The following is a 22,342-nucleotide window of genomic DNA, read 5'->3' as shown; positions in this document are numbered from 1 at the left end:
TCTAAGCTAATTAGAGAGCCTTTCAAGAGTAAAAACAACTTGGTTTTCGAATGGATAACTCACTTGACTTTGTCAGATTAGACAGTTACTCCAATCGCTGTTATCGATTTCACTACGAACGATATCTTTGGCATACGAGATCTAATGATGACGCTTTACCTTGTAATGTGACATAGTCAAGCTCATATTTAGCTCCTGAATGTTAAAGTAACATATGCAATATATAAAAATAGTTGTTGTTGAAAATCATATCCAAGATTGGTGTTTTCATATTTGATCTGAATACTTTTAACTAAGAAATTATTTTCAACCAATACAAAATAGCGAAGAGCCTTTTTTGCTTCGTTTCCACCTATCACCATCCAGCACCAGCCTGAAGAGTTATGATGTGTCAAAGGATTCTGGAGGTATAAAAGCTTCAATTTAAAAAAATAAGAAATAAAAGCAGTAAGATACACGATAGAAAAGAAATAATCCCCAAAAGTTAGAATAATTAATTAATTAATCCTTATTTTGAGAAAGAAGCGATAATAATATATATAATTCAATAAATATTATTTATATATCCGTAGACAACTTTTGTTTTTAGGATTCGATTAATTCTAACTTTTAGAGTTTGAGTGGGGAAGTAACAAATGTCAGCAAATAAAACAACGATTTCTTTAGTGGCTACTATATGTCTTATGATCTCTGTTTGTGATCCTGCTTCTACAAGAGAGTTAACTGTAATAAATAATTCCAATGCAACTTTACCACAGAATAAATCTGTAGATAATCAATTTCTTACTGTTGAATATTATTCATATGAAAACGCTACGCAGATGAGTGCTGTCAATAATTTCTCAAGCCCAAGTATTCCTGCTATATATGGTAACAGGATAGTATGGCAGAGTTTCCGCAATGTAGACTGGAATAAAGATATCTACGTATATAATATCAACAATTCCACTAACAATCGAATTACCGCCAGTGGATCAGCAGACTATCCTGCAATTTACGGGGATAAAATCGTGTGGGTGGATAGTCGCAGCAAGTACTCGGATATTTACATGTATAATCTTTCTACCCAGTCGGAAACACAAATTACAACCAGTGGATCAGCAGATTCTCCTGCAATTTACGAGGATAAAATCGTGTGGAAGGACAATCGCAATGGATGGAATCAATCTGAGGTCTACATGTACAATTTGTCCACCTCCGTAGAAACTCAAATTACAACCAATGGATCAGCATACTATCCTGCAATTTATGGGGATAAAATCGTGTGGAAGGATAATCGCAACGGATGGAATCAATCTGAAATCTACATGTACAATTTGTCCACTTCCGTAGAAACTCAAATTACAACCAGTGGATCAGCAGATTATCCTGCAATTTACGGGGATAAAATCGTGTGGAAGGATAATCGCAACGGATGGAATCAATCTGAGTTCTACATGTACAATTTGTCCACCTCTGCCGAAACTCAAATTATAACCAGTGGATCAGCAGATTCTCCTGCAATCTACGGTGACAGGATAGTGTGGCAAGATTACCGCAATGGTAAAGCCGATATCTACATGTACAATTTGTCCACCTCCGTGAAGACTCAAATTACAGCCAATGGATCAGCATACTCTCCTGCAATTTACGGGGATAAAATCGTGTGGGTGGATAATCGCAATGGATGGAATCAATCTGAGATCTACATGTACAATATATCAACTTCCAAAGAAATCCTGGTCAACACCAGTGAACTCTCGCCTAATGTTCTCGGAAAGAATGGGACCGGTGACATATATGTATACACAAGTCTAAAATGGAGTCCTGACTCAGTTCCGTTAACAAATGCAACGTTTTCTATATTCGGACCTACGGGGGAATATAGGGGAAACGGATCATACTGGGCTAGATTAAATGCACCTAAAGGCACATACACGATAAGTTACGAGCCAGTTAGTGGATATGACACACCTACTTCTGAAACAAAAATTCTAACAGAAGGAGATTCAATTAAGTTCTATGGAGATTATTTTCGAAAAAAGAGAGTTGGAGAAAGTCTTGATTTTGGAGATGGGTATATTCTAATAATAAAGCAAATAGATTCTGAAATGAAAGAAGTATCATTGGAATTACAGTTAGACGAACGCAAAGTAGCTGAAGCGAGAGTAAGAGAACACGGAACTGTTTCATTAAATAAAATAAGTTATTTAGTAAATAAAAGTGAGATATCCAATCCTCCGGAAATGACTATCAAGAAAATATCTATAGATGAAGGTGGAAATTATATAGATATTTCTTTTTCATTTCCACACTATGCATTTGGATCGATGAAGCCATCTACATACTTAATCATTCATTCAATTCCAGAAGGAGCAAGTATATCATTAGACGAAAAATATGTAGGGAAAACCTCAAAGTCGCTTCCAATCGATAAGCTGAAAACGTATTCAGTTCGCTTGGAACTCGAAGGATACAAAAGCTTGGAAAGTCAGTTTAAATTTGATGTGTTTGAACAACAAGAAATACAACTGACCCTAAGTAGATAAAATAGTTTTGGCAAATTGGTTTTCTAAACATCTTATGTTGGCTTCCGAAAAACAGGGTAAGGAAGTAGACTTTTAGGAACTCTACTGAGCTTATCCTAAAACCAATTTTATTCTCAAAAATCATAGAGTCTCATAACTATTATCCCATAATCTGAAATGTTATTAGGAGGTCGATATTCTGAGAAGCAATATTGAATTTTGGGATAAGTTCTTCAATTACTTATTCTGTAGCACTTGAGTCTGCGAAAAAACAAACGAGTAAAATTAAATTTATGAGAACATGAAAATTCAAGAAATTTACAACAAAATATCAGCAAATTACTTGTTTATTTCTCCTATACTATCTGGAGTCATTATTTTAATCTATTTATTTTTTACAACCAAAGTGAAAATTTTTCATTTTTATTATCAGGATCAACTTTATTATGCCCAAATACTTGGTTCAATAGGACCAAGTATTATATTAGGATATGAATTTGCTCTGATTAATTACTTCTATTCCAATGTACATCAAACGTTTAAAAAACTTAAGCCACTATTTCAAGATAATCAGTACCTTATATTTTTATACTTTTTAAATAAAAAATTATGCAAATCTTGGCTATATTACTTGACAATAATTATCGTCCTCATTCCTTTCGCAATACCAGAACTACACGGATTATTGGAGTATATATTATTTAATGGGACAAAACCTGATTACTATTATTTATCTGAACATGAACCTACGTTTTGGTCACTACTGCTTGACATATTCAATGACATCGTTATGTACTTAGTTCTTTTCTTAATGGCAGTAATTATCTGGATAATGATCGAATTAGTCATTATTATAAAAGAACTGAGGGAAAGATATTCGATAAGTATCAATGTATTTGACATTGATGAAGCAGGAGGACTTAAATCCCTGAAATATTTTATTCTATTGATCGTGAGCAGTTATTTCATAATTATAACGCTGGCTATGATCGCAAGTATATCACCAACTGCGATTATATTTATTTCCATATCACCTAGTTCAATAATTACAATTGAGTTAATTATACTGAGTTTGATGCTCCTTGTAGGTGTAATTCTTTTCATAATAACATATCAAACAATCGAAAATTTAATTGACAAAGGTGTAAAATCAGAGCTCAAAAAAATAAGTGAAATGTATAAGGAAACTTATGACAAAATAATTGAAATTAGTTCTAACAAAAAGGATAATAATAACGAAAAAAAGCTGAACGAATCAAAAATGATTCTAGATATTCTTGAGAAAAAAGAAAGAAAAATAAAAGAGATATACCATAAGAGACTTGATTTCAAAGCAATCTCTACTTTTATCATGACACTTTTACTACCAATAATTACAAAATTACTACCAATAATCACACAATCAAAAAAATAATTTTATGCTGATAATAAATTGTCTACATTGTGTATCATAATTAAGTTGCCATGACACTAGTATAGGTAATATTTTGTTTAGCCCTTTGTCATTCCCTATGGATAAGATGATTTTCAATTCAAGACTGCAGTGGTTTTTATGAGAATATTATGAGGACATCCACACAAAACAATGAAGAGCCAAAAGTAATTCTTAGAATCCGATCCGATCGATCCTGTCAGGCCTCCGTAGAATCGAAAACAAATTCCGCATAAACTGGATAGTGATCCGAAACAGCATCCGTTTCTTCTGAAGTCAGGTTATATTCAAGGTCATATCTGAACACGCCGCTGTTCCCTGTAAAATGAGGTTCCATATCTTCGGTAATTATTATTCTGTCATAGGTGCAGTTCGTGTCTCCGGTTGTAGTGTCCATACTGTTGCCTATCAGCCAGCAGTACTCGTCACAGATCAGGGCATTTGCTTTATCCTCATCAAAATAAGAACCGTCCGCATTCAGGTCACCCATAATAACGAAGTTATCTTCTTCAGGGAAGGTTTGTCTGGTGCTATCAAGAACAGTTGAAAGAGAATTGATTTCTTCGGTGGCTTCGTCCGGGTCGGTGTGAACAGTTATCAGGACAAGACTGAAGGTTTCGTTCTTATCCTCAAAGGTTGCTATATAAGGCTGCCTGTGGAAAGGATCAGTTCCTTCTGGTTCGGAATAAGTATAGGGATCACCTTCCAGCTTTACCCTGTCACAGTCATAAATATATGCATACTGCTCTTTGCTAGAAGTCCTTCCAAGCCTCTCGCTAATGACATAAGAATAATTATCCCCTTCACTGTTCACAACCTTTATCAGCGCAGGAAGAGCAGTCTGGGAACTGTCCCTGATTTCCTGTACTGCAACAATATCGTAAGTGCGGAGAATTTCTGCAAGCGTATTCATTATCCTGGAATTTGAAGCTTTTTTGACCCCAAAGACCTGAATATTGAAAGCCCCAACCCTGAGTTTTTCTTCCTGGGAACCATGAGCATTAGGTGATAACGAAGTTCCATTTACCTCAACCAACCCTGATTGGTTTTCTGTAACGGTTTCGTCGGCATACGAGGCAACCTCGCTTGAACCCTCAGCTTCGGCATTGGTACCCCTGCTTGAACCCTCAGATGACTGGGATGGATTTTTCGCTGCATCTGAAACTCCTGATAAAGATCCTGAGTCCGAATTTTCTGCAGAGTCGGCATTCATTTGCTCAGTAGAGTCTATACATCCTGGCAAAAATACGAAAATTGCTGCAAGACAAATTAAAAATTTGTGATGTCCTTTAAAATTCATGGTTCACCTCTTATTCAGGCTTTGAGCACCTTAACTGAAATTTCCGGGCAATATTTGAAAAACAGCATTTAAAAAGAAATAACTCTGGTTTTATACTTTACAGATTTATACATATATATGATGTATAATATTAGATAAAAATAGAGGTTTATATTACCAGAACTTATATCATAGGTCATCGGCTAAGGAATTTTCTGACCTGAAAGTTATCGATTTTACATTAAAAGTCTGCCTTAAATTTCGGCATATTTACATGAAATCAATACCATGTTCCATCTCACTATCTATTATAACATTTGACAATAGTATAACATTTGACAAATGTTGTGGAATTGAAGACAATTTATCACTATTTCTCACTTAACCGAAGACGCATGAAGTAAACTATAAACTGGCTCTTCGCTATTCCGTGTTGATAAGATGATTTTCAATTCAAGAAAGCATTGGTTTTTATGAGAATATTATGAGGATATCCACACAAAACAAAGAAGAACCTGAAGACATTATTAATAAGTTCGACTTTCAAAGATCAACAGATTGGTCAACTACCCCTCCCTGTTCGTTCCGGCTTCGCCAAAACTCCTGAGGAAGGGGCTTGCTTCCCTCACAAGGTTAACAATTTAATTTAAAAGTTTCAAACGCTAATTTGATTCTTCCAGGTCTGTTGACAAGACCACTACTGATTATCTGTTCAAGAACAGAATCACCAGCTACTTTTCGGAGTATATTAATTGCTCCATTAATATCTGCATTAATTAGTTGACCAGTAATACTTTTATACAATCCTCTCTTGATTCTTCTTGAATCACCATAAGGTTGTTTTATGATTTCATCAAGAGCAAGAGCATCTGTTTTACTGGTATATGCTTCATTAACAAGTTGGTATTTTATTCCATAGAAATTACATTTACTTTCTAATTTAGCTTTGAACTTATCAAAAGGAATCTGAACAAAGTTCTGGTTATTTTTTCTGCCATGATTAATATTCTGTTTTATTTCCTTTAATTCTCCAATCAGAATATTACCTATATTGTTTTTAAGACAATGTTTAACCAGATAGTTAACAGTTCTATTCATAAGTTCATTAATTTTGTTTGCTCTTTTACCGGAGTTTATACTTTCATACATGAAACCATATCAAGAGGCACTTTTTTTGTAGGGTCTAATAAAAAAGTAATTATGTTGGCAAGCAGTTCCAAAATGTTTAATACAAAATAGATATATATTGAACTGATTTAGTTATAGTCAGTATAGTGAAAATTGAAGACTTCTCCAATTGTAGAGTCTAAAAAATAATAATTAAAATAAAACGCAGTAAAACGGGTACCTTCCTTATAAGAAGATAACAAATCACATAAATAACGATTACGGTCTCAGAAAACCAATTCAATATTAGGCGACAACAAGACTTGAATAAGGCGAGGTCTGCAACTTAATTAATTTTTTGTTAGACTTTAAATTATCGTAGCCAAGAGCCTTTATTTTTTAACATTTTAGAAACTCCGGTTTTAGTAAGTAAACGAATTTGCTTGTTAGTTATTTTATCAATTGCCTGTTTATCTTTAATACTTTGTAGCCTAGCATTTTCTTTATTATGCCATTGGTTAAGAGATTTAATATACTTGCCATCAATGATTTCGGCAGTCCCAATCGTATCTACAAATGTTGCAAAATTAGAAACTCCAAGATCAATGCCAAGATACTGAGAGTAATCAAGATTAGCAGGTTCAGGTTTTTCCTCATAACAATATTTAATCTTGAAATATTTTCCATCATACATAGGAAGTACATGTATTTCCTGAATATACGATAGTTTATTTTTCAAGATTTTTGGTAATGAAAAAGTTAATAGTTTTTTCGCATTAGGAAATCTTCTTGAAAATTCAAGAGAAATTCCTAGTCTAACTTTTCCATTCTTAAAAGAAAAAGCGTTTTTTGGATATGCTATAGGGAAATATCCTTCTTTGTCAAGATAGTGAGGGAGGTTAGGTTTATCTTCCAATTGTCCATTTTTATACAGTTTAAGAAGTCCAAACCAACTTCTCATTCCTCTTTCCACAAATTTAAGCGACTGTTGAGCTGTAGCAGCCTGCATTAATTTGTAATTTTCATCTTCTTTACAAAGATGATAGTTATCAGGATATTTCAAAAATTTGTTATTCTGAAAAAAATACTGTCTCGTATTATACAACCCTAAATTATACATGTTTTTGGAGGCTCTACTAAGTGTTTTCAGAGCTTCATATTGTTTCTTATTTAATCTCAGGTTATTTGTAATACAAAGCATTATGTATACACAATTTTTTATAGGTATATAATACTAACAAATCGCTTAACTTATTTTGGCGAAGTTGACGGCTCTCATCTCCCACCTGTCCGATCCGGTAAAACCGGATCTACCGAGGAGGGAGTCTTCTCGCCTTCGTGAGATAAAGTAGAATAGCTTCAATTGAATTCAGCGATACCGGACAGCTGGTCTAAGATAAGCAGTGCCCAGGTGCTACCCTCAAATTTCTTCCGGTTAGCTATAGAGGAAATGATTTATAATGTCAAGCAAGACAACATTCGAAATAGAAGATAAGTGTCTTCCGCCTTTCTTCGTGAAGCAGAAAATCTCAATTGAAAAAGGAGATGGAGTTTATGTATGGGATGAAGAAGGAAAGATGTATATTGATTTCACAGCAGGTTGGGGTGTAACATGTATTGGTCATGCAAACCCGGTTATCACTGAAGCCCTGATTGATCAGGGAAAAAAGATAATTCAAAACCCCAATTCGGGACTTACATATTCTCCTGCACGTGCACGCCTACTGTCCTTACTTACAGAAATTCTACCTTCTAATCTTACAAGAGTATTCTTCACAAATAGCGGAGCCGAAGCAAATGACGCTGCCATTAAACTTGCTCGAAAAGTAACAGGCAGGCCCGACATAATTTCTACAGATCAAAGTTTCCACGGACGTACGATAAGTACAACATCGGCCACAGGTCAGGCCAAGCATAGGGATAGGTATAGTCCTCTGATGCCTAATTATCGGTTCGTTCCCTATGATGACCTGGAGGCTATGAAACGTTCTCTGGACGAGAATGTTGCTGCAGTAATTCTTGAACCTATTCAGGGAGAAGGTGGGGTTCACATACCTTCTGAAGGATACCTGAAAGAGGTAAGCAACCTGTGTAATAAGAATGGCAGCTTGTTGATCGTGGATGAGATCCAAACCGGATTTTTCAGAACAGGGCCAACTTTTGTTACAAGTTCCTGTGGTGCAAAAGCAGACTTTATGACAATGGCAAAAGGAATTGCAGGTGGTTTCCCATTTGGTGCTTTTGCTTTGTCTGAAGCCGTTGCAAAGAAACTCGAGATCGGAGACCACGGAGGTACATACTGTGGCAATCCTCTTGGTTGTGCCGTTTCCTACGCAGTGATAAAATACCTGATAGATAACAACATTTCCCAAAATGTGAAAGAAATGGGCTCTTTTGCCCTGGAAAAAATGAGTTTATGGCCAAAAATTTATGGGAATGTAATTGCCGACATACGGGGAAAAGGGCTTCTTATTATGGTCGAATTCCAGAGCGAAGACATCGCTTCAAATGTCAAAAATGAGTGTTTGGTAAGAGGCTTATTTGTCACTCAAACTCAGGGTAATGGAATCAGGATATTTCCCGCACTAAACATCAAGAAGGAAGAGTTAGAGAAAGGCCTTTTAATTATCGAGGACGTGATTAAGAAAACTAACCTTACCTTCTGTTAGTTTACACAGCCCAAATTTATTATAGACATATAAATATATATAATGTGAAATTATTCGTGGGCGTGCGAACGATTTATATATTCTAAATACAACTTATCTAAAGATATTATGGCAAAACCTGAGAATAAAACCGAGTTTTTTTACAATGATAACGGACTGGTAGCAATAGGCAGTCCTGTGAAACTCCAGATCCTTAACTTGCTCAGGGAAGAACCCAGGTCGTTTGATGAAATCGTAAAATTTACAGCAAAAGCCAAATCAACTATTTCCGTACACCTCAACAATCTAAGGTCATGCGAGCTTGTGGAAGAAAACTTTGACCCGGTAGATCGCCGCCGAAAAATTTATTATCTCACTTCCCGCTACATGGGCTGTTCTCAGGAGCCTTTCACAGAGCATTACAGAAGTTTACTGGAAAAGGTTCCTGCATGCGGAAACAATAGGTCCTGCTTCACAGAAATCCTGCTCCATGCGCTTTACTTTGGCTTTGAAGCATATGGGATTGATAATACCCCTGTTGTAAAAATAATAGGAACCGATCTCGGAAGATCTGTTTCCCACATTTTTGAATCCGAGACTCCTGAAGAACTCCTGAGGGAAATAGGGGATTTTCTGGAATTCCAGGGGAAGTGCAGGGTTACAGTACTTGTGGACCCTCCTGCTCTTCAGATTGAAGACAATTTCAAAGCCAGATCAACACCGATAATAGGAAAACCTTTTTGCACCTTAACGGAAGGTATTATTGAGGGAATTCTCAAAGGAAAACTCGAGAAGGAGTACAGAGTTACCGAGACCGAGTGTTACGGATCAGGACATAAACACTGCCTTTTTAAGATAACAGTATAAATTCCTTTGCCGCACTGACAGTATTACATATGAATTATTATTAATAACTCTGGATTTCAAGTGTCCATCTATTCTCAAAACTAACTGGCTTATAAAATTTTACTCAGGACATCTCTTTTTTTCGGGCTTCAGCCTATTTTCCCCGTCATATTTTCCCTATCAGAGTGCAGCTTTCAGCGAGCGTCACCGATTACGACTCCCATCTCGGATTTCAGGCGAGGCCCTATTGCTGCAACTATACCAGGCCCGTCGGTGTTTTCCCGGCAGACGATTGCATGTTCCAGCAACCCAAGGCGCTCGATTTCGTAAATGTCCCTTCCATGACCTGTTTTTTTAATCGCGCTTTTGATTTCCGAGCGGGTTGCCCCGTTAACAGTTACCCTATCAGTAGCTGCTTTTTTCCATCCCCACCAGATATCAAGCTGCTTTTTGGTGAGACGAGCTTTTAAATTCTTATTAGCCTTAATAACCTCAATCTCAACCGGCAAATGGGGGATAAGGCCGAATCTCGAGGCAAGCTGTTTTGACTTTCCGCTGCCCAGAGCTTTCAGGTCTTCGGTTTCAACTTTTACAGGCACCCCGATATTGACCAGAAAAGCGTCCTCTCCGAAAGCCTGGAGAAAACCCAGATACACCTTTCCGGGTTCAGCTTTTTTTGCAGGTGTCCCATATCTGGTGGCCAGCAGATTCGCAGACACTTCCTCATCCTCGCCTTCAAGGGTGAACTCAACCCAGTTTTCAGGGGTAATAGAAATCGCAATTTTTACTTCAAGGTCTTTCAATTCATTCTCGACCAGAGTTTTCAAAAGCCCAGCCATTCTTTCCCGGTTCTTTCCGTAAATATGCTGGAGGGTTACAACTTTTATCATATTTTTCCTACCAATTTTTTCTTCTGCTTTGTTTTTACCGGGAACTGAATAATTCCTCAGCTCCTGAGGTAAGCTTCCAGAAGCTTTTCACTTTCTTCCAGAGCTGAGATTACAGTCTCATTAATGGGGCTTTCTGCCCTTTCAATCTGATTCTGAAGTTTTTTAATGTCCCTGCTATAAGGGCCAAGTTTCCGGGAAATTGTATCCTTACTATCTCCCTGCTTGATTGCGTCCCTATGGATACCTTCGATTTTGTTCCTGAGTTTTTGGATTTTCTCAAAAATTTCGGCATTCAGAGGGTCAAGCTCTTCTGCCTGTTCAGATCCTTGACCGCCTTCCTTTTCTACAGCTTCTTCCCTTTCAGGACCATTATCCAGAGACTCCTCTTTCTTATCCTTCAAAGGCTCCTCTTCAATTAAATCCCTGAACTCTTTAAGAGCAGCTTCGACCTCTCTTCCGTATTCTGTAAGTTCGACAAACTTTATCCGCCCCTCGAATGTGAATCTTATAAGTCCGCACTGTTCCATTTTCGCGAGGATCCTTGTTGTATGGGCAAAAGTGGAGTCTATCTCTTTAGAAATGACAGACGCATAGGTCTTACCCATTGAGCCTATAAACAGCAGCGCACGAGTGGGTTTTTCCTGCAAAAACAACTTTTCTGGATTTTCGTCGGACATAATATCACATTGGAATTTCTCTAGCGGGTTACTTCTAGGTCTGATTCAAAGCACTTTAAGTATTCTTCAATGGTTTATATAATACTGGGATTCTTCAATGGTTTATATAATACTGGGATTCTTCAGTGGTTTATATAATACTGGGATCCTTCAGTGGATAATACTGAGACAATTCCTAACCTTTACTTTTACCTCTGCATTTTTATCTGAGGAACTCACTCTGAAAGCGCCCTGATTATTTCCTTAATTTCTGCAATAGGCGCATCGGTTCGGAATGAAGTACCGCTGAAATGAGTCCTTGATGCTTCAAATCCGTGGGCTTTAAGGGCTATTATCAGGATTTCGATCCCGGTTGCAGAAGCTCCAAGTTCTTTACAGATAACATGCTGGTCATAGAACATCGGGATATCGAGCTCGTCCCTGCAGAAAGTAATTATTTTTTTTGCTTTATCTTTTGTGTTTAGAGGATGCACTTCAAGTTCGGAAATAACCTCATCACAGAATGCCTGTTCCCTGAATGGCCCAAGCCATAGAGGGCCTGCAATTTGTGTGGAAGCCCCACAAACAGGGCATTCTTTCTCGATATGTACTGCAAGTCCGTATACAGGCCCTCTAAACCCGCATTTCGGACAATGAATACTGAAGCCTATTGACTTTAGAGTTCGGTCAGTTTGTTTTGTTCCAGGGAGGACGTCGAGGTATGCGCGAACATAATGGCGCGTCACATGGGAAAGCAGAGGTGACATTCCTTTTTCATGCTTTGCAAGCTCTCTGGCACACGCCCCCAGGAGGACTCGAAGCCCCATTTCACTGTGATATTCCGTATTAAGGGGTACAGCCGCATATTTCCGTATCCCGGCTTTCAGGTGGGCCCCGCATAAGGGAGCAGTATCTGTTGCTGTAACCGACAGCATACTCCTGACCGAGGCTGATGCTGCGTCCAGGAAGGGCGAAGGAGTACCAAAAGGGTCAATGTCCACGATATGGTATTTTTGCTCGTGAAGCAGCACATTTGCACTCTTGCGGGTAGCCAGGGTTTTTTCCTCAAGCCCGTTAATTTTGATATTTTCCTTTATAAGTTCAAACGCTTCGGGACTCCAGTCATTCATAGTCGCATGGATCCCTACTTCGCCTGCAATCCGAAGCCCCCTTATCCCTGACGCTGAAAAAGCGTCCACATAGCGGACTTCTTCCCTGAGAAGCTCTTTTCTCGAAAGAAGCCTTTTCACAAATGCAGCCGTAGCTGCAACATTAATATCGCGGTTAAGCTCCATCTCCGGATTGTAAAAAACCGGAGCTGCCGAGGGAGGGAAGGTTGCATCCGGAGGCGGTACCGGAACTGAAACCTTTGTTGTGCCTTCGACTATAGTTTTATATGTCATTTGAAACTGCTATACTTTGGGATCTTATTTTACAGTGATGGTCGTCTGCATTTTAGGATATCCTTTTACACTGAAATTGTAGCTTCCTGACTCATTGAACGTATACTCCAGAGTATTTCCATATACAAGCCTTTGGTCCTCGAAAAGGCGCTCCTTGCTGGTCAGGGTAAGCACACTGGACTCCTGGTAATTTCTCCAAACAACTGTATCTCCTATATTGATTTTCAGGCTTGAAGGAATCATAAGATAATTCTTAAGCCTTACAAGATGTGACGTCGGTACTGTTTCACCAGGCTGGATGGTTCCAGCTTGCCCCCTTTCCCCGGTCCAGGCTTCTGTTTGCTCCATCTCAGGTTCATTAGTCATTCCGGAAATTCCCGCGTCTTCTGGCGTGTCTAAATCTACCTGTGTTCCCGTTTCTTCCTGAGTTCCCGTTTCTTCCTTTGTTTCCGTTTTTTCCGGTGTACACATTTCCCCTTCAGTTTCCGTTTTTTCCGGCGTCCACGTTTCTTCCTGCATTCCTACGGGCGTTCTCACTTCTCTTTGTCTTTGCGAACCTCCTGAACTGCCGCTTGCCTCTCGGTCTTTTTTCCCATTATCCTTTTCGTCTTCCGAGCTCAGGCAGCCTGATATTATTACTGATAGGGCTATCAGGAGGAGAATTATTTTTTTTGTTTTCAATCCCCTTCCCCTTATTACTAATCTACCTTTTGTATTCCCAGTTTAATATAAGCCATTTATAAATAATAATGCTTTCTTAGAACAGTTCTTTCAGCCGGAGTTATTTTTGAAGCGAAGGCGTGAATTTCGGATGATAAGCGCTGATCTGGATCATATAATGAGGAACTAATTTTAGTAATAATCAGATAATTTCAGTAATAAGTGGCGAATTTTAGTAATCGGGAACGAATTTTAATACTAGTTTGTATGTTGTTTAGGAACGTAGTTCTAAAGGCCTCAGAAAGCCTTAGAAAAGAACATGCATACTTAAGGAGAAGCAAATTAAGATATATGTTTGCCCAGAGATGTCCTGATTTAAAAAGCTTCAAAAATAGATTGCCAGGAAATTTTATTGGCCAAAATTTTATTGGCCTTTCCTGCAAATAGTTAGAACATTCATCAAGCTTGATATTCCCTGAACTTTCAACTCTTTAATTTTTAGAAACTATTTATCAGGGTTCATCAACACTAACGGTGACATTCATTCTGGACTGACCGACAACACTGAATTTGTAGTCCCCTGTCTCGTTGAAGGTATATGTAAAAGTACGTTTGTACGAAAGTCTTGTATCATTGAAAATCTTTTCTTCACTCACGAGGGTAAGGACCCTTTTTGGGCTGTCTTCCATATTTACCCAGGAAACTGATTCTCCCTTTTTTATTTCAAGACTTGAGGAACTTATTCTGTTATTGATCAGTCTTAACACATATGGAGTGTCTTTAATTTCAGAAGATGAGATATTAAGTCTTCCATTGTCTCCCGAAGTTACGCTTTCTTCCGAGGTTAGGTTTTCTTCCGAGGTTAGGTTTTCTTCAGGGGTTAGGTTTTCTTCAGGGGTTGCGTTTTCTTCAGTGGTTACATTTTCTTCCGGTGTATCTACAACAGTTGTATTTTCCACAGGAGTTACGGTTCCCTCCGGGGTTGCATTTTCCTCTGTTGAGGGTTGTTCATTCCCTGTGCATCCTGAAAGTAAAACGGCGCCGAATATAAGAAGCAGCACAAGTATTTTTGTTTTCATCTTATTCCTCACATCTTACGATTGTGAAATTTAGGAAATCAACAGATCAAATCAAAATCTATGTAATTTTAAGCTGATATTCAATTTAAAGCTTAACCATTTAGATTTTATTGACCCTTATTAACACCTATGTTGGTTTTTGTTTAATCTTAATTTAACCTTTATTGACCTTTTGAGGACTCAGTGTTTTTATTGTTACAGTTTGTTCTTAAGGGAATTTCAAATCTTATTATTCTTTTTTAGGATAGTCCGTACTTATAAATGTATTTTCTACTTCCATTTCTATTTTTTAAAGTATTTGTGCATATTTATATATTTTTGAGACTTTTTATTATTTTCTGGTCCATCACATTTTTATCTAATAAGTCAAGGGATGCGATGCCAAAAGAGATGGCCGAGATAACTGCCAAGTTCTGTGGAACCGTGAACCTGATATTTGATGCTCTGGCCAGTGCTTACACGCAACTCTACAAGATGAACTGGGTACCTCAGCAGAACTGGATGTACAGCGGCGGCGACTGGACCGTTATGATCTCGGGAACGAGAGGAGTTTTTGTTGAGAAGTCAAAGGCAGATTTAAAGAAGCTCTTTACAGCCCTGGGAATATGTTAACGCTTGAACAAAACCTGGCTGGCCAGCCCGAGTCAGGTAATATGGTTAGGCAATAGGATTAGGCAATGGGATCAGGTAATTATTTCATTAATCAGGCAGATCTGCCTGCATTATGGGCAGTTTGTCGACTGTATCTGTAACCCTTTTAAATAGTTTGCCTGTATTTTGCCCAAAGCCTTAATTCAAGCCTCTAAATTAGGTTATACCTTTCTTGCAACACAGCTAAAAAAAGTATATTGTCTTTTATTATACCATTACTTATATACCATTACTTACATAGTAATAATTGGTCCATAGGGTCAAGTCCCGATGTATAAAGAAGACGTACAAAGAAAGTATGTAACTTGAATAAGGTAACTTGAATAAGGTAACTTAAATAAGGTAACTTAACTAAGGTAACTTAACTAAGGTAACTTAAATAAGGTAACTTAAATAAGGTAACTTAAATAAGTACTAACTTAACTGAGTACAGAACTAAACTACATTAAAATTGGACCAGGCCTTATGGATCACTTTATAAGTTTAAAAGGCTTTTTATTATATGATTTTTGACAATTCTTTTGATAACTCTTCTGACTATTCTTTTGGTAACCTCTTTTCGTTAAACTTTAATTTAAACGTTAATTAGTAATATTTTCATGCTTACATTTCCCTTTTGTTTCATCTACTTTACTTTTGTTGCATCCGGTGGTTGCTGTCGACTGAATCAGTTTTTAGGACTTATGAAGTTAAGGAACAAAATCAATTACGCCAAAGACTGTGGATTAAAGTTACGGTTTAGACAGTTAACGATCTGATGCTGTTGATTTTTCAGTTCAACTGCGTAAGTCCTAAACATACCATCTAGCAAGGCGTCACTGCATATGGAGGAGAAAGTCCCTGTCGGGTACATGCGGGAGATAATAATTGGTGATAGCTATTTCTTATTAAAAACTAAAACCAGTAACCTGCACACATAACTATTTCTTATTAAAAACTAAAACCAGTAACCTGCACACATAACTATTTCTTATAAAAAACTAAAACCAGTAACCTGCATACAATTTTTTGTTACATTTATACTTTTTTACATCACTCTAAATTTTATAGTAAATTCCGTCCCATTGCCTTTTTTTAGTTCAAGTTTGCCTTCTAACTGGTCTATGAGAGTGTTTACCAGTTGCATGCCAAGGCTAGCAGGATTCTCCAGATCAAAATCTCCAGGTATACCTACTCCATTGTCTGAGACTATCAGGATAAAACTGGTACCGTGAAATTCCTCTTGTTTGCTTCCTGCTGTATTGTCTTTACATCCGATTGATTCTCCTTTACAAAGTTCAATTTGAATCTGCCCGTTATCTCTGTCGACAAATGCATGTTTAAGAGAATTTGAAACGAGTTCATTGACGATTAGCCCTAACGGAACTACAGTATCCATATCAAAGAAAATATTTTCTTCCAGATCCATGTTCAATATAATATCGGCATTTCTAGATCTGTACGTCTGGAAAATGTTCTCAACAAGCCTCTCTAGATATTTAGAAGAGTTCAGTACATCGCTTCCCATGCCTTCGTGCAGCTCTTCGTGGATGAGAGCCATAGATAATACTCTATTCTGGCTTTCCCTGAAAGCTTCAACAACTTTCGTATCATTGAACTTATCAGCCTGAAGATCGAGAAGAGAAGAAATTACCTGAAGGTTATTCTTTATCCTGTGATGGATTTCCTTCTTACGGGCAGTTTCTATACTTTTAAGGAAATTTTCTGTCTTTTTTCTTTCAGTAATGTCTTTCAATACTCCTATAGCTTCACAAGGCTGGCTATCATAACCTGTAAGCCAGACTCCGTTATTTTCTATATAAATGCAACTTCCATCTTTTTTTCTCAATCTTAATTCTTCCTTAAATCTACCTCCAGTCTTTCTTGCACTCTGAAACTTTTCATCCCCACTACTCATATCTGTCAGATGAATATTTTTAAGCCATACTTTCTTTCCAAACCTCTGAAACTCTTCAAGGCTATACCCTGTAACTTTTTCTATAGCACCTGCCCAGCTACTCTTATCTGTTCTTAAATCATATTCATATACCACTTGCCCTGTCTGCTCTGTAGCGATTCTGTATCTTTCTTCACTCTTCCGGAGTTTTTCTTCGACTCTTTTACTTCTGGTCATATCTCTGGAGATAACTGAGATAGAAACCAGCTTTTTAAAGGCGTCAAAAATCGGAGAAAAAGTTACTGAAACGTTTATTATCCTGCCGTCTTCTCTTAACCGCAAAGTCTCATAATTGTGGATTTTGTCTCCCTGTTTAAACAGTTCAATTAATTCTTCTGTTTCCTCAATTAAGATGGGCGGTTCAAGGATGGATATGGGTTTCCCAATAATTTCTTTAGCTGAATAACCATAAGTTTGCTCTGCACCTTTGTTCCAGCTGGTAATAGTACCATCAAGCGAGATAGTTAAAATAGCATCATTTGAGGACTCCACAATATCTGCTAAACTCCTGATTTTTTCTTCTTCTTTTTCACGCTTGGAATTTTTTATCTGTTCCAATTTTCCGTCCCTCTTGATTAACACAATCTGGTGGTTAATAGCCACCTCGATGATTTTGGTTGCATCGAACTTGTCAAGAAAATAGGTACAGAGCGCGATCATCTGATAATTGCCTGTGGCACTGTCCAGTTTTATCTCATAGTTAACAAAATCACTCCAATTCTCTTTATCCAGCCACAAAGCATTTCCACTCAACCTCAATCCATCGTATCCACTTGCCAGGGCCTGGTTGAGTTTTTCAACAAGACTGCTTAAGACTCTCTCCGAATCAAAAACGCCCTCTTCTGCATAAAACCGACTATAAGGAAGAATTTGTATCTGTCCTTTATCCAAATAACTATCAATATAAGGAACAGCCATTCTCAGGAATTCTTTTGCATCTTTTACTTTCAGGGGCTCTGACAGAATCCACAAGCAAAACTCGTTATTATTCAGTCCTGTCTTGAAGTAATGAACCAGTGTATCTATTAAATCTTCTTTTGTTTGATAGAATTGACAAATATGTGTACCCCAGGGTACATCTCCAATAATATCAATGCCAGATTTCCTCAGGCTTTCTTTCACTCCAACTTTCCTCCAAATAGAAGAATGTAAAGGCAAATGTTTCTTATCTCAATCTAGTCACGAGGCTAAATAATGCAATTGCCCAATGAGGCGCAATGAAGTTTGTTGTTGCAACAATTACAGGCATGACTATACGCGCCCCAATCTTCTTATTTTTCACAATTTCGGCTATAGTATTTAAACCCTGAAGTTAATTACTGAAAAATGTTAAGCACAAGAACAGATTTAGTTCTCGTAAACATATGTTCTGTTAATTTTTTTCAGATTTAATCGAGACTGACTCCAACAATCGTGTTTTATATATAAATTGAATAATAAAAATTAACGCGTATCTACTGAGCAAGATGATTCTTATCTGGTCTTATAAAATAACTTAATTCATTAATTTACTTTAATATTATTCTATATTAATACTTTCTTTGAAGAGGCAGCGACTCAAAATTTTCTGATATCGAGTGATTTTTATCAAGGATCAAGTGATTTTTATCAAGGGATCTTCCTTGAGCCTATACAAAGGTATCATCTCAAGCAGTCTCAAAACTACAATTGACTCTACAGTTGAATATATATTCGACTTCAAGGTAAATGTATTCCTTAATTTCAGAATAAATTATGATCTAAATCCAAAATCAACAATACAAATTATCAATTGTAGAAATAGGTCGAGTTTTGAGACCTCATGATCTGGAAAGTCCTTTTATTTCGGGCTCTTCTTCTCATTATCTTCTAATTTGATTTCCCGCTCCGTGGTTGCAATAGCATATACTTCACCTGCTTCGTTTACCAGTGAAGTGGCGGTCAGCCATATATCCACTATCCTGCCATCCTTGGTAATTCTTTGGGTGCGGTAAGGTTCAAGGACCTCAGCCCGGCTAAGCTTTTTCACTATAAGTAGCTCTTCTGTTTTCCGACCTTCCGGGATCATGCTGCTAACATTCATTGAGAGTGCTTCGGCTTCACTCCAGCCATAAATACTCTCTGCCTTTGGGTTCCAGGCCAGGATGTTGCCTTCCATGTCCTGCAACGTTATAGCATCGCTTGCATCGTGCGCTACTGCAACCAGGCGGCACATAGTTTCAGACTCCTTAAGCCTCACCCGTTTCATCTCGGTAATATCCGTAAAAGTAATTACCGCTCCTTCAATAGTGTTTTCAAGAGTGCGATAAGGCCGGATGCCCAGCAAATACCAGGTATTCTCCTTAGTCTGGACCTCAATATCTTTGGGTATCAGGCTGTCCAGCACCTCTTTTATGTCCTCTACCAAGCGGTCATAGCCCAGAAGATTTGAGACAATATGTCCAACCGGCCTTCCAATGTCTGATGGGATCAGATTTATCAAACGTGTAACTGGAGGAGTGAAGCGCATGATACGTAGTTGATGGTCCACAAAGATAGTGCCGATGCCTGTTCCAGCCAGCAGGTTATTCATGTCGTTATTGGCTTGAGACAGTTCAGCTACCCTGTTTTGCAGCTCGATATTAACCGTGCCCAGTTCTTCATTTACGGATTGCAGTTCCTCCCTTGAAGTCTCCAGTTCCTCATTTGTGGACTGTAGTTCCTCGTTGACTGACTGCATTTCTTCGTTGGCAGATTTAAGTTCTTCATTGGAAGTTGTCAGTTCCTCATTGGAAGCTTTGAGGCTTTCTTCCTTGGCCTGTAGCTCCTTTTTTAGCTTTAAGATTCGCACATCCACATCCGTTTCACAGGCTTTTTCGCCAGCATCTGTAGAGATAGCCTTTTCGGTTTCGATCTGCTCCAACTCCAGCGTTTCCTCAAAAGTGACCAAGAATAAGTTTAGCCAGGTGGTTGTATCATGGTTTCGCTCTACAGGTCTTACCGCCAGATTAATTGTAGTGAAATTGCCGTTGGTTTTAACTCGCACTCTGGGATGAAACACTGGCGCTTTATTTATGACGGCTCTGTGCAGGGCCGTAGTCAGTTCTGATCTTAATCCCTCTCGAGCCATACTCAAGATGTTCATGCCGATTTCACCCGAAGCTGGTTCAAGGTACATGCCAGTACGGCCATAAATATACAGGATATTACCGTGTTCGTCGATCAAAACACTGGCAGGGGCATAATATTGCAGCATTGCGTGCTCGGTCAGCTCTCGCAGTTTAGGTCTGATTTCGACAGGAACGTTGCCTGAAGGTTTTCTGGCTTCGCTTTTCATCGATGGTGAAATAAAAGTCCCTATGGAAAGGAAATACTCACTGCTATGACCTCCTTTTTTAATATAGAGTTTTGACTTGCGGTCCAGTGTGTCAAAAAGATTTATGAACTCGCCCACATTTTCGGAAGGACCAAGAAAGAGAAATCCACCAGGGTTCAAAGCGTAGTGGAAGAGGGGAATTAGTTTCTTCTGCAGTTCTTTGTCCATATAGATCAGCAAGTTGCGACAACTGATGAGGTCAAGCTTAGAAAATGGAGGATCCTTAATGATATCCTGTTCGGAAAAAATAACCATTTCACGGATATTATGATGAATATGGTAGTAGCCGTCTGAATCCAGAGTGAAGAAACGCTTAAGCCCTTCAGAGGACATATCAGCGGCAATATTGGCTGGATAGAGACCGCTACGGGCCTTTTCAATAGCCTTACTGTCAATATCAGTGGCGAAAATTTGCACCTTGAAATTTTGGTCAAAGTTATCCATCTGTTCCTGGAGTAAAATGGCTATGGAATATGCCTCTTCACCTGTGGAACATCCGGGCACCCAGATACGTATTGATGACTCTGGGTACTTGCCGACAAAGAGACACGGGATAACCTGTTCCTGGAGTGCTTCATAAGCTTCAGGATTACGGAAGAAACTGGTGACGCCGATTAAAAGGTCATGAAAGAGAGCTTCCACCTCAGCGGGCTTTTGCTCTAAATAATGCACATACTCATCCACATTCTCAATATTTCGGATAGCCATGCGCCGTTCAACGCGCCGATTGATGGTACCGTATTTGTAGTGAGAAAAGTCATGACCAGTCTTGATGTGAAGAAAATTGAATATATTTTTCATCAGGCATTCAAATTTTGAGGTTACCTGGCGTGTTTTACCGAATACATAGGCAATATAATTAATGAGCTGTGCAGGCATCTCTTCAGGCTTCAGGACGTAATCCACCTGACCTGTAGCAATAGCACTAAGAGGCATATTGTTGTATTCGCTGGACTCGGGGGCCTGTGCCATTACCATTCCTCCCTCAGCCTTGATAGCCTGCACCCCTTTTGTGCCGTCGCTACCGGTACCCGAGAGGACAATACCAATAGCCTTTTCTTTTTTGTCCTGGGCCAGAGAGCTGAAAAATATATCAATCGGCAGGCGACGACCACGCGGCTGGGATGGCTCTATCAACTGGAGCACGCCATCCCGAAGAACCATATCGCGGTTAGGCGGGATGATATAAACACAGTTCGGCTCAATATTTATCCAATTTGTAACTTCGTATACAGGCATCCTGGTAAAGCTCCTGATCAGGTCGGAAAGAATGCTTTTATAATTAGGATCCAGGTGCTGTATCAGGACAAAAGCCGCTCCGGGATAGGTGTCTGAGGGCATGGCTGAAAAGAAGGCTTCGAATGCAGCTAGCCCACCAGCCGATGCCCCGATGCCTACAATTGGAAAGTCCTTTTTTGGAGACTTATCCAGAGATATATCCAGAACAGAATTTTCCCCAGTTGAGATTTTTTCTATAGCTTGCGGCTTTTCTTTTTTTGACCTTTGTATTTCCTCTTTGCCTGTGGGCTCCTTCTCCTTGTCCGTGTTATCACATCCCTCTTAAATCACAGGGTATTTTTCCTTACCAGAATCTCCTAAGTTATGCATGTTCTTTTAAAACGTTGTTCAGAAATATACTTGATCATCATCGGACATTGTTGCCAATTTTAATTGTGAAATATAGATAAACTCAATAGCAGGAGATCGCAGATATTTTCTGTGTCTTTATGTCGCAAGAGTATGCCCAAAACAATGCAGGTGATAGATGAATAAAATGAATATGTAAAGATTACCTGCTCAACAAATATAAGCTAGAGGTAAGTGATACTTATCATTACACTATCTTCGCTAAATTGTCAGAGAATTCGAAGAACCTGTCTGAAAGTCAATAATGAATGTTACAAAGATATAATT

The 22,342-nt window shown here is 38.4% G+C and carries 15 protein-coding genes and 1 pseudogene; 6 read left to right on the top strand and 10 right to left on the bottom strand.

All coding sequences use genetic code 11. From position 1 onward, the window contains the following. Window positions 1-635 precede the first annotated feature (635 nt). A complete protein-coding gene (locus MSVAZ_RS18755) occupies window positions 636-2,528 on the top strand; it encodes a PEGA domain-containing protein (RefSeq protein WP_052727913.1) in 1,893 nt (630 codons plus the stop codon). A gap of 610 nt (window positions 2,529-3,138) precedes the next feature. After that, the gene (locus MSVAZ_RS06940) at window positions 3,139-3,921 is read left to right on the top strand and encodes a hypothetical protein (protein WP_232316241.1); all 783 of its coding nucleotides are present in this window, start codon (window positions 3,139-3,141) and stop codon (window positions 3,919-3,921) included. A 217-nt stretch (window positions 3,922-4,138) separates the two neighbouring features. Here MSVAZ_RS06940 and MSVAZ_RS06935 read toward each other — a convergent pair whose 3' ends face one another. The 3 genes and pseudogenes from MSVAZ_RS06935 to MSVAZ_RS06925 form a co-directional block, all read right to left on the bottom strand. Continuing rightward, window positions 4,139-5,239: an exonuclease/endonuclease/phosphatase family protein gene (locus MSVAZ_RS06935; RefSeq protein ID WP_052727912.1), complete on the bottom strand. Its 1,101-nt coding sequence runs from the start codon at window positions 5,237-5,239 to the stop codon at window positions 4,139-4,141. A 612-nt stretch (window positions 5,240-5,851) separates the two neighbouring features. Beyond that, a pseudogene (locus MSVAZ_RS06930) lies at window positions 5,852-6,343 on the bottom strand (IS200/IS605 family accessory protein TnpB-related protein); the annotation flags it as partial. A 355-nt stretch (window positions 6,344-6,698) separates the two neighbouring features. Beyond that, on the bottom strand, window positions 6,699-7,526 hold the full coding sequence (locus tag MSVAZ_RS06925; RefSeq protein ID WP_052725368.1) for an RNA-guided endonuclease InsQ/TnpB family protein: 828 nt from the start codon (window positions 7,524-7,526) through the stop codon (window positions 6,699-6,701). A 259-nt stretch (window positions 7,527-7,785) separates the two neighbouring features. Here MSVAZ_RS06925 and MSVAZ_RS06920 point away from each other — a divergent pair, with 259 nt between their 5' ends. Next, a complete protein-coding gene (locus MSVAZ_RS06920; protein ID WP_048119670.1) occupies window positions 7,786-8,994 on the top strand; it encodes an aspartate aminotransferase family protein in 1,209 nt (402 codons plus the stop codon). 108 nt (window positions 8,995-9,102) lie between these two features. Continuing rightward, window positions 9,103-9,840: a V4R domain-containing protein gene (locus tag MSVAZ_RS06915; RefSeq protein WP_048119668.1), complete on the top strand. Its 738-nt coding sequence runs from the start codon at window positions 9,103-9,105 to the stop codon at window positions 9,838-9,840. A 173-nt stretch (window positions 9,841-10,013) separates the two neighbouring features. Here the strand turns inward: MSVAZ_RS06915 and MSVAZ_RS06910 are convergent, their stop codons facing one another. The 5 genes from MSVAZ_RS06910 to MSVAZ_RS06890 all read right to left on the bottom strand — a co-directional run bounded on the left by MSVAZ_RS06910 (window position 10,014) and on the right by MSVAZ_RS06890 (window position 14,507). Then, window positions 10,014-10,709, bottom strand: coding sequence for a DUF2110 family protein (locus MSVAZ_RS06910; protein ID WP_048119666.1), 696 nt, complete (start codon window positions 10,707-10,709; stop codon window positions 10,014-10,016). Window positions 10,710-10,765: 56 nt separating this feature from the next. Beyond that, window positions 10,766-11,386, bottom strand: coding sequence for a MarR family winged helix-turn-helix transcriptional regulator (locus tag MSVAZ_RS06905; protein ID WP_048119664.1), 621 nt, complete (start codon window positions 11,384-11,386; stop codon window positions 10,766-10,768). A 215-nt stretch (window positions 11,387-11,601) separates the two neighbouring features. Next, window positions 11,602-12,768, bottom strand: a complete 1,167-nt coding sequence (locus MSVAZ_RS06900) for a tRNA (guanine(10)-N(2))-dimethyltransferase (protein ID WP_048119662.1) — start codon at window positions 12,766-12,768, stop codon at window positions 11,602-11,604. A gap of 24 nt (window positions 12,769-12,792) precedes the next feature. After that, window positions 12,793-13,449, bottom strand: a complete 657-nt coding sequence (locus MSVAZ_RS06895) for a cupredoxin domain-containing protein (protein ID WP_048119660.1) — start codon at window positions 13,447-13,449, stop codon at window positions 12,793-12,795. Between the two features lie 491 nt (window positions 13,450-13,940). Then, on the bottom strand, window positions 13,941-14,507 hold the full coding sequence (locus MSVAZ_RS06890; protein WP_048119659.1) for a hypothetical protein: 567 nt from the start codon (window positions 14,505-14,507) through the stop codon (window positions 13,941-13,943). A 378-nt stretch (window positions 14,508-14,885) separates the two neighbouring features. On the opposite strand from MSVAZ_RS06890, the gene MSVAZ_RS06885 reads away from it, so the two are divergent. Then, entirely contained in the window at window positions 14,886-15,119 is a 234-nt protein-coding gene (locus tag MSVAZ_RS06885; protein ID WP_157206034.1) for a DUF2173 family protein, read from the top strand. Between the two features lie 1,066 nt (window positions 15,120-16,185). Here MSVAZ_RS06885 and MSVAZ_RS06880 read toward each other — a convergent pair. Together MSVAZ_RS06880 and MSVAZ_RS06875 are read right to left on the bottom strand one after the other, a co-directional pair. Continuing rightward, window positions 16,186-18,216, bottom strand: a complete 2,031-nt coding sequence (locus MSVAZ_RS06880; protein WP_052727911.1) for an MEDS domain-containing protein — start codon at window positions 18,214-18,216, stop codon at window positions 16,186-16,188. 697 nt (window positions 18,217-18,913) lie between these two features. After that, window positions 18,914-21,769, bottom strand: a complete 2,856-nt coding sequence (locus MSVAZ_RS06875; RefSeq protein ID WP_232316240.1) for a CheR family methyltransferase — start codon at window positions 21,767-21,769, stop codon at window positions 18,914-18,916. Between MSVAZ_RS06875 and MSVAZ_RS19345 the strand changes: the two genes are divergently transcribed. Continuing rightward, window positions 21,768-21,992 carry a hypothetical protein gene (locus tag MSVAZ_RS19345; RefSeq protein WP_082091052.1) on the top strand — a complete coding sequence of 75 codons (225 nt, stop codon included), beginning with the start codon at window positions 21,768-21,770 and terminating at the stop codon, window positions 21,990-21,992. The two genes, MSVAZ_RS06875 and MSVAZ_RS19345, sit on opposite strands and share 2 nt — an antisense overlap. The last annotated feature ends 350 nt before the right edge of the window (window positions 21,993-22,342 follow it).

Source organism: Methanosarcina vacuolata Z-761, assembly GCF_000969905.1.
In the GTDB taxonomy this organism is placed as follows: domain Archaea; phylum Halobacteriota; class Methanosarcinia; order Methanosarcinales; family Methanosarcinaceae; genus Methanosarcina; species Methanosarcina vacuolata.
This window is presented reverse-complemented; position numbering and strand designations above follow the sequence as displayed.